Raw genomic sequence first — 12,970 nt, 5'->3', positions numbered from 1 at the left:
ACCCGCGATTCTCCCGCACCGCCCCCACCCCCCGAGGCCGGTTGCCGCCAACCCGCACCCCGACCGCGCTCCGCCCCGGCTAGCCCACGCGCGGGGGAGCCGACGGGTCCGCGCGCGCGATGATCTCGTCCACCACGTCGTTCTTCGCGTCCGCGTACCCCTGCAGGTAGGTCCACGACCGCCCCGCCAACTCCCGCTTCACCGCCTCGTACCGCTCCCGGTCCTCCGGGTGCCCCCGCAGCCAGTCCCGGAACAGCACCATCCGCCGGATCTCCGGCGACCCCACCGTGAACACGTGCAGGTTCACATCCGCGTCCGGCCCCTTGAACATCCGGTGCTCGTGCCACTCCGGCTCCCGCACCCGCAGCACGTACCCCGCCGCCGCCAACGCCGGCACGTACGCCGCCTCGTCCGCCGACGACGCCACCGCCAGCACCACGTCCACCACCGGCTTGGCCGCCAACCCCGGCACCGACGTCGAACCCACGTGCTCCAACCCCAGCACCCGCGCGCCCAACGCGCCCCGCACCCGCGCCGCCTCGCGCTCGAACAACCCCGGCCACGCCGGGTCGTACCCGACCAGCTCCACCCGCCGACCCGGGTCCGGCCGCCCGTCCACGAACGCCGAACGGATCTCCTCGTCCCTGGCCACCACACACCTCCGCGAAAACGGCGAGCGGGCCAGGATAAGACGATCACCCCGGCAGCGGCGACGCCTTTTCCACCGCGAACAGGTCACCCACCCGACCCACCCGCTCCCGCACCTCGTCCGCGGTGAACACCAGGTCCGACACCGACCGGCACCCCACCACCTCCTCCCACGTCACCGGCGTGGACACCGACGGCACCGGCCGCGCCCGCAACGAGTACGGCGCCACCGTCGTCTTCGCCGGGTTGTTCTGCGACCAGTCGATCAACACCTTCCCCGTGCGCACCGACTTGGTCATCTGCCACACCACCTCGTCCGGCAACTCCCGCGTCAACCGCTGCGCCACCGCCTTCGCGTACGCCGACGGCCGCGACGGATCCGCCACCTCCACCCCCGCGTACACCTGCAACCCCTTGGACCCGCTGGTCTTCACCACCGGCGCCAACCCGTCGGCGACCAGCACCTCCCGCAGCACCTCCGCCACCCGCGCGCACTCCACCACCGTCGCCGGCGGCCCCGGGTCCAGGTCGAACACCACCAGGTCGGGGGAGCGCCGCCCACCCCGCGGCCCCACCACCCACTGCGGCACGTGCAGCTCCAACGCCGCCAGGTTCGCCAACCACACCAACGTGGCCAGGTCGTCCACCACCACGAAGTCCAGGTACTCCGACCCCCGCGACGACCCCGGCGTCTCCACCCGCACCCGCCGCACCCACTCCGGCGCGTGCGACGGCGCGTTCTTCTCGAAGAACGACTCCCCGTCCACCCCGTCCGGGAACCGCCGCACCGTCAACGGCCGCCCCGCCAGGTGCGGCAGCAGCACCGGCGCGATCCGCGTGTAGTAGTCGATCACCTCGGCCTTGGTGAACCCCACCTCCGGGTACAGCACCTTCCCCAGGTTCGACAGCTTCAGCCGCCGCTCACCGACCCGCACCACCGCCGACTCAACCACCGCGCCGCACCTCCGCGGGCGAGACGTCCGGCCGCAACCCCCGCCACGTCGGGAACCGCATCCGCCCGTCCGCCGTCCACTGCCGGTGCACCACCTCACCCACCAGCTCCGGCCGCACCCACCGCGCACCCCGCGCCCGCTCCCGCGGCACCTCCGTCACGAACGGCGACCGCTTCGCCGCCAACCCCTCCAACCGCTCGGTCAACGACCGCAGCTCCGCCTCGCCGAACCCCGTCCCCACCGACCCCACGAACGCCAACCCGTCACCCTCCGGGATCCCCAGCAGCAACGCCCCCACCACCCCCTTGCGCTTGCCCTCACCCGGCCGCCACCCGCCGACCACCACCTCCTGCGTCGCCACCCGCGTCACCTTCACCCAGTGCGGCGACCGCAGCCCCGGCGTGTACGGCGAATCCAGCCGCTTGGCCACCACCCCCTCCAACCCCTGCTCCCGCGACGCCGCCAACACCTCCGGCCCCGCACCCGGGTACGCCCGCGGCGTCGCCCAATGCGGACCCCGCAGGTCCAACCCGTCCAACAACTCCCGCCGCCGCGCGTACGGCACGTTCACCAACGACGACCCGTCCAGGTGCAGCACGTCGAACACCAGATAGGTCACCGGCACCTTCGACACCAACCGCCGCGCCGCCGCCCCCGACGCGTGCATCCGCTGCTGCAACGCCCCGAAACTGGGCCGGCCGCCCTGCAACGCGACGACCTCCCCGTCCAACAACACCTGCGTCGAACCCAACGACTCGCCCAACGCCTGCAACTCCGGGTACGTCCCCGTCACGTCGTTGCCCAACCGCGACACCAACCGCACCCGGCCGCCCTCCACCCGCGCGAGGGCCCGCACCCCGTCCCACTTGAACTCGTAGGCGTAGTCCCCGTTGCGCTCCGGCAACGCCTCCGCCGCCGTCGCCAACATCGGCGCCACCGACTCCGGCAACGGCACCCAGTCCGGCCGCACCGCCTCGTGCCGCCGCCGCACCATCCAGTCCTTGCCGTCCCCACCCGCGGAACGGCGGAAGAACACGAACTCACCCTCCACCCGAGACCCGCGCAGCACCACGTCCACCTCGCGGTCGCTCCACTTCACCGTCTCGTACCGGCCCCGGTCCCAGATCAGCATCTCGCCCGCGCCGTACTCGCCCTTCGGGATCGTCCCCTCGAACGACGCGTACTCCAACGGGTGATCCTCCGTGCGCACCGCCAACCGGATCGTCCCCGGCTCCGGCGGCAACCCCTTCGGCACCGCCCACGACACCAGCACCCCACCCCGCTCCAACCGCACGTCCCAGTGCAGCCGCGACGCGTGGTGCTCCTGGATCACGAACGTGTCGTCGTCACCACGCGGCAACGGCGCGTCCGCACCCGGCACCGGCTCCGGCGTCCGCCCGGCGTCCCGCTTGCGCCGGTACTCCGACAGGTCCCCACCCATCAGGCGGGCTTGGCCTTCTTCTTCGCCGGCGCCTTCTCCTTGGTCTCCTTCGCCTTCGACGCCGCCGACTTCGACCGCGCCGACCCCGACCGCGCCGACCCCGACCGCGCGGACCCACCCGACCGCGACGACCGCGCCGCCGGCTTCTTCTCCGCCGGCTTCGCCTCACCCCGCGCCGACCGAGCCTGCTCCACACTGCGCTCCAACGCCGTCATCAAGTCGATGACCTCACCGGTCTCCTCGGCCTCCGGCTGCTCGGGCAACTCCGCGCCCTCCGCCTTCGCCTCGATCAACTTCTGCATCGCCTCGGTGTAGTCGTCGGTGAAATCATCCGGGTCGAACGACCCCGCCATGCTCTCCACCAGCGACGACGCCATCTTCAACTCCTGCGGACGCACCTCCACGTCACCGTCCAGGAAATCGAAGTCCGGCTTGCGCACCTCGTCGGGCCACAACATCGTGTGCATCACCAACAGGTCCTCACGGGCCCGCAGCATCGCCAACGTCTCCCGCTGCCGGATCGTGATCTTCACGACCGCCAACTGCCCACTGCGCTCCAACGCCGTCCGCAACAACACGTACGGGCGCGTCGCCGCCTTGTCCGGCTCCAGGTAGTAGGACTTCTGGAAGTAGATCGGATCGATCTCCTCCGCCGGCACGAACTCCAACACGTCGATCGCGTGATCGGTGTTGATCGGCAACTTGTCGAAGTCCTCGCTGTCCATCACCACCACACGGCCGTCGTCCAGCTCGTAACCCTTGGCGATGTCGGCGTAGGCAACCTCCTCGCCGCACACCTGGCACACCCGCTTGTAGCGGATCCGCCCACCGTCCTCCCGGTGCACCTGGTGGAACCGGAAGTCGTGCTCCTCCGTCGCGGTGTACAACCGGACACCGATCGTCACCAGACCGAAGGAGATCGCCCCACGCCACACGGACCTCATTCCACGTGAGTACCCGCCAACCGGCATTCCCGCACCAGGGCATCACTCGATCGGACCAGTTTTGCCCTCCACCAACCCCGCCACCGCCGCCGCGTGCCGGTCCTCGAACACCGACAGGTCCAACGGCGCCGTCATCGACTCCACCAACGCCGCCGCCATCCGCGCCGCCGACGCCGGGGGAGCGGCCACCCCCTCCAGGAACCCCAGGTCCGGCTCCCGCACCTCCTCCGCCCACAACACCGTCTGCACCACCAACCCCGCACCCCGCGGCCGCACCAACGCCACCCGCTCCCGCCGCCGCACCGCCACCCGCGCCACCGCGACCCGCGACGCCCGCTCCAACGCGTCCCGCAACACCACGAACGACCCCACCGCCGCCGCCTCCGGCTCGACGTGGAACGCCCGCCCCACCACCACCGGGTCCACCTCCACCGCCCGAGCCACCTGCACCACCTCGATCACCCCCCGCGTCGGCACCGGCACCCGCGCCAGGTCCTCGGCCTCCACCGCCACCAACCGACCCCCACCCACCTCCACCGCCCGCGCCACGTCCACCAACGCCACCTCCTCCCGACACACCTCGCACACCCGCCGATGCCGGATCCGCCCCGAATCCGCCCGGTGCACCTGCCGGAACCGCACCCCCGGCCCCCGCGCCACCGGGAACAACCGCACCGGGAACGTCACCAACCCGAAAACCAACACCCCACGCCACGCCGCCCTCATGACACCTGCGTACACCCGTTCGAACAAGGTCACCCCAGCATCACCCGAACAGCCCAACACGCCCCAGCCGGCCATGTGATCAACTCGCCCCCATGGGCGTCCTCACCGACTACTTCCGGGCAAGCGACCACGACACGGTCCGCACCGCACTCGACCACAACGACGCCATGTCACCACTCATGGCACCCCTGCGATGGGACGGCGTCGAAGCCAAAGCCGTCGACCCCGAGGTCGTCCTGGCCCAACTCGTCACCGCCGCCGACCCGGCCGCCGACCCCGACGACAACCCCCTGGTCTGGCCCGCCACCGCCGACCCCGACCACGAAGGCCCCTGGGTCGTCGCCCTCGACCCCACCACCCGCGACACCCTCGCCGCCGCCCACGACGACGACCTGCCCACCCTCGCCACCCACTGGGCCCGGATCGAGGAGTGGAACGGCGACCCCACCCCCGACGAACTCCTACCCCTGGTCACCGAACTGGTGCAGCTGGCCCGCCGCGCCCGCGACACCGGCGACCACCTCTACTGCTGGATGAGCCTCTGACTCACGCCCCCTCACCCCGCCGCGCCGACGGCAGGTTCGCCAACGACACGTACGTCCGGTTCCCCGCCACCGCCGCCCGCCGCTCCCGCGCCGTCGCCTCGATGTAGTTCTGCGACGTCGCCAACGACGCGTGCCCCAACAACGCCATGATCTCCGACGCCGACGCCCCGTCCTCGGCCAACCGCGTCGCGAACGTGTGCCGCAACGCGTGCAGGTTCGCCCCCGACGGCACCCGGTCGTGCAACCCCGCCCACCGGAAGCACGACCGCACCAGGTACTCCAACCCACCCCGCCCGATCGGCTCACCGTGCCGGTCCCGCAACAACGCCGACCCCCGGTCGAACCGCCCCTGCGGGAACCGCGCCCGACACGACTCCAGGTACTGCTCGATGATCCGGTCCATCGCCGGCTCGATCGGCACCGACCGGTCCCGGTTCCCCTTGCCCGCCACGTGCAACCGCCGCTCACCCGGCCGCCCCACCACCGACGCCAACGTCAACGTCCGCATCTCCGCCGACCGCAACCCCGCCACCAGCCCCAACGCCAACACCAGGACGTCCCGCTCCGGCCACGGGTCCCGCGCCTTGCGCGCCCCCTCCGCCGCCGCCGCCAACAACCGCTCCGGCGTGTCCTCACCCCGCAACGGCTTGGGCACCAACGGCGGCGTCTTCGGCCGCGCCACAGCACCCATCGGATTGCCCGGCAACAGGTCCTCGGCCACGCAGAACGTCAGGAACTGGTTCCACGTCGACCACGCCCGCAGCACCGAGGACTTGGCGTGCGAGTCGGCGAACACCCCGAACGCCTTGCGCAGGTTGCCGGCCGTCAGGTCGACCACCAGCAGCCGATCCGGGGGAGTGCCGACGACGTCGGACAGCAGCGCCGTGACCCCGGCGAGGTCACGCCGGTAGGCCGCCGTCGTGTGCGGCGAGTCCTTGCGCGGACGGCGGGCGAGGAAGAACGACTCCTGGGCGTCGAGGACGAGCATGTGATCTTCCTAGCGCACACCACCGACAATCCCGCGCCCCACACCGACCCTCACGTTCACGTGCGAGGCGATGGGGGAGGTCGGCGCGGGGGACCGCGGGGCCACCATCACCACACTGGAGCAGGCCAACAACCGGTTGCGGCGCCTGGTCGGGGAGGCGGCTCTGACGGAGGAGTCACCGAGGACCCGACGAGGTCGCCGACCACCGCTCGTCGCACCCCAGCGCCGCAGCAGCGGTGTTGATCACATGGATAATGGCGATTATCCATGAAACATGGCCACGGGCCGGTAGCCACACCCACCGGGGGATGCCACTCCCGACACGCCCGCTCGGACGCCCTCGGGCCCCGAATCACCTCGCACACGTCACGCGACGCACCTACAACGCGCGCCGCGCCGGCGATCCCACGGACCCGACGAGAAAGACCCAGGGCGGCCGAGAAGCTTGATCATCGGGCCGTGCCGGCCGAACGCCGTCGAACCGACCATCCGGTGACACCACCGCAGATACGTCACGTGACGTATGTCCACGCCGATGACCAGGCATCCCTGTAAAGCCGATAATCTACATTATGTTAAGTAAGCGGTTCGGAGCCCACTCCCACAGCCTCCCCGCGCCTGCCCCACGCGCCCACAGGCCGCCGCTTCTCGCACCGCCGCCGCTCGCTACTCCGCACCGCGTGAACCGTGCGATGGCCGGGTCGGCTGGTCGAGTTGCCCGTCGGTCGGTCGCCTGGGACTGTCGGTGTCTCGTGGGATGATCGTTCCGGGGGCCGGAGGCCGCGGCTGGATCGCGTTCAGCGCGCCCGGCCGGCCTCGCCCGTTCCGTCCGCCGCCCCCCACGCTGTTCGAACCGGTGTTCGATTCGCGCAAAAGTGCTCACCAGGTGCGCACTTAACCCCGCACACTGCTCACCATGCGTGCGGACCGGTTGGTGGCGGCCCTTCTCCTGATGCAGGCCCGTGGGCGGGTGACGGCTGCCGAGTTGGCGGCCGAGCTCGAAGTCTCCGTGGCGACCGCCCGTCGCGATCTGGAGGCGCTCTCGACGGCCGGCATCCCGGTCTACCCCCAGCCGGGCCGCAACGGTGGTTGGGAGTTGGTCGGCCGCGCGCGGACGGACCTGAGTGGGTTGAGTGCTGCCGAGGCGCAGGCGTTGTTCGTGTTGGTGGGGCCCGCGGCGGCCGGCAATGCCGAGGCCAAGGCGGCGTTGCGGAAGTTGGTTCGGGCGTTGCCGGAGACGTTCCGGGAGGCGGCCGAGGCGGCTGCCGGCGCGGTGGTGGTGGATTCGGCGCGGTGGGGGCAGGAGCTGCACGAGCGGCCTCGGTTGGTGGAGTTGTTGCAGGGTGCGGTGGTGCGGCGGCGGAAGGTCCGGTTGGGGTACGCGAAGAAGTCCGGTGAGCGGTCCGAGCGGGTGGTGGATCCGTTGGGGCTGGTGGACAAGGACGACGTCTGGTACCTGGTCGCGGGGACGGCGGACGGGCAGCGGACGTTCCGGGTGGATCGCGTGGTGGACGCGGTGGTGACCGACGAGGAGGCGGTGCGGCCCGAGGGGTTCGGCCTGGCGGACGCGTGGGAGGGCGTCGTGGCGAGGGTCGAGGGGTGGCAGACGCTGGCGGTGGCGACGGTTGTGGTGCAGGAGCGGCACGTGCGGGTGTTGCGGGGCCAGTTCGGGCGGCATTGCGTGGTGGAGGGGGTGGAGGGCGGTGTGGCTCGGGTGCGGGTTTCGGCTCCCACTCCCCTGATGGTCGCGCAGCACCTGGCGGGGTGGGGTGCGTTGGCCGAGGTGGTGGAGTCGGACGCGGTGCGGGCGGAGTTGGCCCGGTTGGGGGCGGAGTTGGTGGCCCGGTACGGGTGAGGCCGGTCAGGCGTCGGGCAGGTGGGGGTGGACGCGGTCGGGCATGGGGCGCTCCCCCAGTGCGCGCAGGGCGTGTTCGACCAGGTCGCTGAGGGGGTACGGGAGTTCGGCGTCGAGTTCGCGGGCGGCGGTGGTGGTGGCGTGCCACTCGGCGTCGAGGACGGGTAGGAGCTTCGCGGCGCGTGGGGTGAGGTGGACGATGCGTTGGCGGGCGTCGGTGCCGGGGTGGAGTTCGACCAGGCCGTCGCGGTGCATCTGGTTGACGGTTTGGCTGACGGCGGAGTGGGTGACGCCGATGGTGGCGGCCAGGTCGCGGATGGAGCGGGGTCCGTGGGCGTGGACGATGCGGATGATGGGGTTGTAGCGGGGGCGGAAGTCGGCGAGGCCGAGTTCGGTGTAGGCGTGGGCCACGCCGTCGTCGAGCAGGTCGAGCAGGTGGCGCAGGCGGGTGCCGAGGTAATCGGTGGTGGGGTTGTCGTCCACTCCCCTAATGTAACAGCACTGTTGCTTCTGGAGGGAGTTCGGCGTGCTGTACCCGGAGATCGAGCCGTACGCGCACGGGATGCTCGACGTCGGTGACGGGAACCTCGTGTACTGGGAGGAGTCCGGCAACCCCGACGGCAAGCCGGTGGTGGGCCTGCACGGCGGTCCGGGGACGGGCTGCTCCCCCGGCATGCGCCGCCAGTTCGACCCGGCCGCCTACCGGATCGTCCTGTTCGACCAGCGCGGTTCGGGGCGGTCGATCCCGCACGCGGCGGACCACGGGACCGATCTGTCGGTGAACACGACGGCGCACCTGGTGGCGGACATCGAGCGGTTGCGGGTGGACCGGGGTGTGGACCGGTGGATGGTGTTCGGCGGGTCGTGGGGTTCGACGCTGGGGTTGCACTACGCGCAGACGTTCCCGGAGCGGGTGACCGAGGTCGTGCTGGTGGCGGTGACGACGAGTCGGCGCGAGGAGTTGGAGTGGCTCTACGGCGGGTTGCGGCGGTTCTTCCCCGAGCAGTGGCACCGGTTCCGGGCGGGTGCGCCGGAGGGGGCGACGGACCTGGTGGCGGCCTACGACGAGTTGTTGAACGACCCGGACCCGGCGGTGCGGCGCAAGGCGGCGGACGACTGGGTGGCGTGGGAGTCGTCGATCCTGACGTTGGACGCGGACCGCGTGCCGTCGCCGCGTGAGCTGGACCCGCGGTGGCGGACGGCGTTCGCGCGGATCACGGCCCGCTACTTCCGGCACGGGGCGTGGCTGGCGGACGGGCGGGTGTTGCGGGAGATGCCGCGGTTGCGCGGGATCCCGGCGGTGTTGGTGCACGGCCGGTGGGACATGCAGGGGCCGGTGGCGACGGCGTGGGAGGTGGCGCGGGCGTGGCCGGACGCGGAGTTGGTGGTGGTGTCGGGCGCGTCGCACAGCGCGCAGGACCCGGGGATGACGGAGGCGGTGGTGGCGGCGACGGACAGGTTCGCCCACCGGCGCTGACGGTCGCGGGCCGATGGTCTCGGGCTGGTCGTCACGAGGAGCGGTGTGGTGGCTGGTCGCGGCGCGCGTGGTGGCGGACGGTACTGGTGGCGTGTGGGGTGGGTGTAGCGGTTTTCGTTAGAGGCGCCAGATGTGGGTGGTGCGTCGGGTGGTGCCTTCGAGGTCGTGTGGGACGGGGACGTCGTGGGTGGCGACGCGGGTGAGGCCGGTGCGGGGCAGGTGGGCGCGTTGTGGGTCGCCGATGAGGACCAGTGCGCCTCGGTGGTGGGCGCGGTGCAGGAAGGGCAGGACGCGGGCGGCCATGTCGCGGTCGTAGAAGACGTCTCCGGCCAGGACTACGTCGTGGTCGGTGTCGGTGTCGAGCAGGTCGGTGATCTCGACGGTGATGGTGACGTGGTTTGCGTGGGCGTTGCGGGTGGCGGCGTCGCCGGCGCGGGGGTCGATGTCGTTGGCGGTGACGTGGGCGCCGGTGCGGGCGGCGGCGATGGCGACCAGGCCGGAGCCGGTGGCGAGGTCGAGGACGCGCTTGCCGGTGGTGAGGTGGGGGTGGTCGAGCAGGTGGCGGGCCAGTGCCTGTCCCCCGGCCCACGGGAAGGCCCAGAAGGGCGGGTCGGGGGTGCCGGTGCGCTCCCACAGGGCGGTGATGTCGGTGGCGGTGTGCAGGGTGATCTCGGGGACGAGCGGGACGGGTGCGGGGGTGGTGTGCTCGGGCATCCGGGGCGTCTAGGCGGCGGGGCGCTCGTCGGCGAGTTGGCGGCACAGGTCGTCCAGGGAGAGCCCGACGGCGTCGGCGAGGGCGGCGACGGTGAAGAAGGCGGGGGTGGGGATGCGTCCGCGTTCGATCTTGCGCAGGGTTTCCACGGAGATGCCGGCGGCGGTGGCGACCTGGACCATGCTGCGGTCGCCGCGGGCTCGGCGCAGGGCGTCGCCGAGGCGTTCGCCGCGGTCGCGGTCGGACTGGGTGAGCGGCTGTCGCACCATGGGCGTGATAGTAATACCGGCGCTGCTGTGATATCTATACCGGTATTGTTATCACGGTGAGGGGTTGGTGTCGGTGATCGAGTTGAAGTCCCCCGGCGAGTTCGACGCGATGCGCGTGGCGGGCCTGGTGGTGGCCGACGCGCTGGCGGCGGTGCGTGCGCACGCCCGGGTCGGGGTGTCGCTGCTGGAGTTGGACGAGGTGGCCGCGCAGGTGGTGCGGGCGGCGGGCGCGTCCTCGTCGTTCCTGCACTACCGGCCGTCGTTCGCGCCGACGCCGTTCCCGGGGCACATCTGCGCCTCGGTCAACGACGTGATCGTGCACGGCATCCCCGACGGCTACCGGCTGCGCGAGGGCGACCTGGTGAGCATCGACTGCGGCGCGCACGTGGACGGCTGGCACGGCGACTCGGCGATCAGCTTCGTCGTCGGGGATGCCGACCCGGCGGACGCGGCGCTGATCGAGACCGCCGAGCGGGCGTTGGCGGCGGCGATCGCCGCGGCGGTGCCGGGAGCGCGGATGGGTGACGTGTCGGCCGCGATCGGCCGGATCGGGCGCGCGGCGGGGTACGGGATCCCGGAGGACTTCGGCGGGCACGGCATCGGCCGGGCGATGCACGAGTCGCCGGGGGTGCCCAACGAGGGCCGGCCGGGGCGGGGGTTGACGCTGCGGGCGGGCATGGCGCTGGCGATCGAGCCGATGTTCCACGCGGGCGGCCGGGACGCCTACACCACCGACCCGGACGGGTGGGCGTTGCGCACGGTGGACGGCAGCCGCGCGGCGCACGTCGAGCACACCGTCGCGATCACCGAGTCCGGTCCGCGGGTGCTGACCGCTCCGCGCCTGCCGGTGGCCGCCGGCGCGTGACCCCGCCTCGACGGCCGGCAGGTGGCGGTCAGAGGCCGCCGGCGACGCGCAGGACCGCGCCGGTGGTGAAGGAGGCGTCGTCGCCGAGCAGCCAGGCGATGGCGGCGGCGATCTCCTCGGGCTGTCCGGCGCGGCGCAGCGGGATGAGCGGGGCGACGCGGTCCGGGCGGTCGGGGACGCCGGTGAGCCGGTGGATGTCGGTGTGGACGGTGCCGGCGGCGACGGCGTTGACGCGGATGCCGCGCGGACCCAGTTCCTTGGCCAGGCCGATGGTCATGGCGTCCACGGCGGCTTTGCTCGCGGCGTAGTGGACGTACTCCCCCGGGCTGCCCAGGGTGGCCGCGGCCGAGGACACCGAGACGATCGCGCCGCCGTCGGTGAGGTCGCGGGCGGCGCGGCGGGCGCACAGCAGGGCGCCCAGGACGTTGACGTCGAGCACGCGGCGCAGGTCGGCGACCTCGGTGTCGGCCAGCGGCCCGGCGGGGCTGGTGACGCCGGCGTTGATCACCACGCCGGTGACGCGGCCGAGGCGGGCGGCGGCGGCGAACAGGGCGTCCACGTCGTCGGGGTCGGCGACCTCGCAGCGCACGGCCAGGCCGCCGACCTCGCGGGCGAGCTGTTCGGCCTCCTCGCGGGCGGCGCGGTAGCCGAGCACGACGCGGTGGCCGTCGGCGGCCAGCCGGCGCACGGTCGCCGCGCCGATCCCCCGGCTGCCGCCCGTCACCACGGTCAGCCGGTCGCCTGTGGTCGATCGGTCGCCGGGGTTCAGTCGCTCAGCCACGCCGACACCTCCGCCCGCACCTCGTCCACCCCGGTCACCAGCATGTGCGCCAGACCGGGCACGTCGACGATCTTGGCGCCCGGCACCACGTCGCACAGCCGCTCTTGCACCGGTCGGAACGCCGGGTACTCCTCGGCCCCGCGCACGACCAGGAGGGGCGCGGTGAGCCGGTCGGCGGCGGCCAGGACGTCCAGGGGTTCGGCGGCGGCGCGGGCGGCGGGCGTCCAGTCGTAGCCGGGCAGGAACGCGGCGGCCACGGACGCCTCCACCACCGACTCGGCGGTCACGGCCGGGTTGACCACGGCCACCCGCCGCACCGGCACCTCGCCGCGCACGGCGGTCAGCAGCGCGACGTGCCCGCCCGCGGAGCCGCCGACGACGTCGACCGGCCCGGCGCAGCCCAGTTCGCCGCGCAGCGCGGTGACCAGGTCGGGCACGGCGTCGGCGGCCTCGGTGACCAGGGGCGCGTAGCCGTCGAGCAGGAAGTCCGGGTTGGGGTCGCGCAGCGGCAGGGCCGGGTAGACGCGCCAGGCGTCGAGGTCGGGCAGCGGCAGGGTGGCCGCCATGTCCTCCGGGGTGCCGGGCTCGCCGAGCAGGTGCCACACGAGGACCAGTCGCCGGCCGGTGCGGGGCGGGAGGGCCACGTACGGCACGCCGGCCGCGGTTCCGGTGATCATGCCGCCACCGTACGGGGCGGGCCGGCGACCCCGTCGGGGGTTCCGCTGTGAGCAAAACGCGCTGTTCGGCAACCCTGAAGTCACCCGAA

The 12,970-nt window shown here is 72.6% G+C and carries 15 protein-coding genes; 4 read left to right on the top strand and 11 right to left on the bottom strand.

Features of this window, described 5'->3' with window-relative positions:
- Positions 1 to 79 precede the first annotated feature (79 nt).
- Genes AB0A74_RS22195 through AB0A74_RS22175 form a run of 5 tightly spaced genes read right to left on the bottom strand, consistent with a single transcriptional unit; the run spans position 80 to position 4,712 of the window.
- Positions 80 to 652: a GrpB family protein gene (locus AB0A74_RS22195; RefSeq protein ID WP_358252076.1), complete on the bottom strand. Its 573-nt coding sequence runs from the start codon at positions 650 to 652 to the stop codon at positions 80 to 82.
- Between the two features lie 43 nt (positions 653 to 695).
- Positions 696 to 1,601 (bottom strand): non-homologous end-joining DNA ligase, encoded by a 906-nt coding sequence (gene ligD / locus AB0A74_RS22190; RefSeq protein WP_358252074.1) that lies wholly within the window; start codon positions 1,599 to 1,601, stop codon positions 696 to 698.
- Positions 1,594 to 3,042 (bottom strand): non-homologous end-joining DNA ligase, encoded by a 1,449-nt coding sequence (gene ligD / locus AB0A74_RS22185; RefSeq protein ID WP_358252072.1) that lies wholly within the window; start codon positions 3,040 to 3,042, stop codon positions 1,594 to 1,596. Before ligD (AB0A74_RS22185) ends, ligD (AB0A74_RS22190) begins: the two co-directional genes overlap by 8 nt.
- On the bottom strand, positions 3,042 to 3,986 hold the full coding sequence (locus AB0A74_RS22180) for a Ku protein (RefSeq protein WP_358252070.1): 945 nt from the start codon (positions 3,984 to 3,986) through the stop codon (positions 3,042 to 3,044). The genes ligD (AB0A74_RS22185) and AB0A74_RS22180 overlap by 1 nt, the downstream gene beginning before the upstream one ends.
- Positions 3,987 to 4,028: 42 nt before the next feature.
- On the bottom strand, positions 4,029 to 4,712 hold the full coding sequence (locus AB0A74_RS22175) for a Ku protein (protein ID WP_358252069.1): 684 nt from the start codon (positions 4,710 to 4,712) through the stop codon (positions 4,029 to 4,031).
- A gap of 92 nt (positions 4,713 to 4,804) precedes the next feature.
- On the opposite strand from AB0A74_RS22175, the gene AB0A74_RS22170 reads away from it, so the two are divergent.
- The gene (locus AB0A74_RS22170) at positions 4,805 to 5,257 is read left to right on the top strand and encodes a hypothetical protein (protein WP_358252067.1); all 453 of its coding nucleotides are present in this window, start codon (positions 4,805 to 4,807) and stop codon (positions 5,255 to 5,257) included.
- A 1-nt stretch (position 5,258) separates the two neighbouring features.
- Here the strand turns inward: AB0A74_RS22170 and AB0A74_RS22165 are convergent, their stop codons facing one another.
- The gene (locus AB0A74_RS22165; RefSeq protein WP_358252065.1) at positions 5,259 to 6,245 is read right to left on the bottom strand and encodes a tyrosine-type recombinase/integrase; all 987 of its coding nucleotides are present in this window, start codon (positions 6,243 to 6,245) and stop codon (positions 5,259 to 5,261) included.
- 916 nt (positions 6,246 to 7,161) lie between these two features.
- Between AB0A74_RS22165 and AB0A74_RS22160 the strand changes: the two genes are divergently transcribed.
- Positions 7,162 to 8,100 carry a WYL domain-containing protein gene (locus AB0A74_RS22160; RefSeq protein ID WP_358252063.1) on the top strand — a complete coding sequence of 313 codons (939 nt, stop codon included), beginning with the start codon at positions 7,162 to 7,164 and terminating at the stop codon, positions 8,098 to 8,100.
- 6 nt (positions 8,101 to 8,106) lie between these two features.
- Here the strand turns inward: AB0A74_RS22160 and AB0A74_RS22155 are convergent, their stop codons facing one another.
- Positions 8,107 to 8,583 (bottom strand): MarR family transcriptional regulator, encoded by a 477-nt coding sequence (locus tag AB0A74_RS22155; RefSeq protein ID WP_358252061.1) that lies wholly within the window; start codon positions 8,581 to 8,583, stop codon positions 8,107 to 8,109.
- Positions 8,584 to 8,629: 46 nt separating this feature from the next.
- On the opposite strand from AB0A74_RS22155, the gene pip reads away from it, so the two are divergent.
- Positions 8,630 to 9,577, top strand: a complete 948-nt coding sequence (gene pip / locus AB0A74_RS22150) for a prolyl aminopeptidase (protein ID WP_358252155.1) — start codon at positions 8,630 to 8,632, stop codon at positions 9,575 to 9,577.
- A gap of 117 nt (positions 9,578 to 9,694) precedes the next feature.
- Here pip and AB0A74_RS22145 read toward each other — a convergent pair whose 3' ends face one another.
- Both AB0A74_RS22145 and AB0A74_RS22140 read right to left on the bottom strand, forming a co-directional pair.
- Positions 9,695 to 10,291: a 50S ribosomal protein L11 methyltransferase gene (locus AB0A74_RS22145; protein WP_358252059.1), complete on the bottom strand. Its 597-nt coding sequence runs from the start codon at positions 10,289 to 10,291 to the stop codon at positions 9,695 to 9,697.
- A 9-nt stretch (positions 10,292 to 10,300) separates the two neighbouring features.
- The gene (locus tag AB0A74_RS22140; RefSeq protein WP_358252057.1) at positions 10,301 to 10,558 is read right to left on the bottom strand and encodes a helix-turn-helix transcriptional regulator; all 258 of its coding nucleotides are present in this window, start codon (positions 10,556 to 10,558) and stop codon (positions 10,301 to 10,303) included.
- Positions 10,559 to 10,631: 73 nt separating this feature from the next.
- Between AB0A74_RS22140 and map the strand changes: the two genes are divergently transcribed.
- Complete coding sequence (map, locus tag AB0A74_RS22135) at positions 10,632 to 11,423, top strand: type I methionyl aminopeptidase (RefSeq protein ID WP_358252056.1); 792 nt, start codon at positions 10,632 to 10,634, stop codon at positions 11,421 to 11,423.
- 28 nt (positions 11,424 to 11,451) lie between these two features.
- Here the strand turns inward: map and AB0A74_RS22130 are convergent, their stop codons facing one another.
- Together AB0A74_RS22130 and AB0A74_RS22125 are read right to left on the bottom strand one after the other, a co-directional pair.
- Positions 11,452 to 12,204, bottom strand: coding sequence for an SDR family oxidoreductase (locus AB0A74_RS22130; protein WP_358252055.1), 753 nt, complete (start codon positions 12,202 to 12,204; stop codon positions 11,452 to 11,454).
- Positions 12,189 to 12,881, bottom strand: a complete 693-nt coding sequence (locus tag AB0A74_RS22125; protein WP_358252054.1) for an alpha/beta hydrolase — start codon at positions 12,879 to 12,881, stop codon at positions 12,189 to 12,191. The genes AB0A74_RS22130 and AB0A74_RS22125 overlap by 16 nt, the downstream gene beginning before the upstream one ends.
- Positions 12,882 to 12,970: the final 89 nt, after the last annotated feature.

The organism is Saccharothrix sp. NPDC042600, assembly GCF_040647305.1.
Lineage (GTDB): Bacteria > Actinomycetota > Actinomycetes > Mycobacteriales > Pseudonocardiaceae > Actinosynnema > Actinosynnema mutabilis.
The sequence above is the reverse complement of the archived record's forward strand: the minus strand, read 5'-3'. Positions and strand labels throughout refer to the sequence as shown.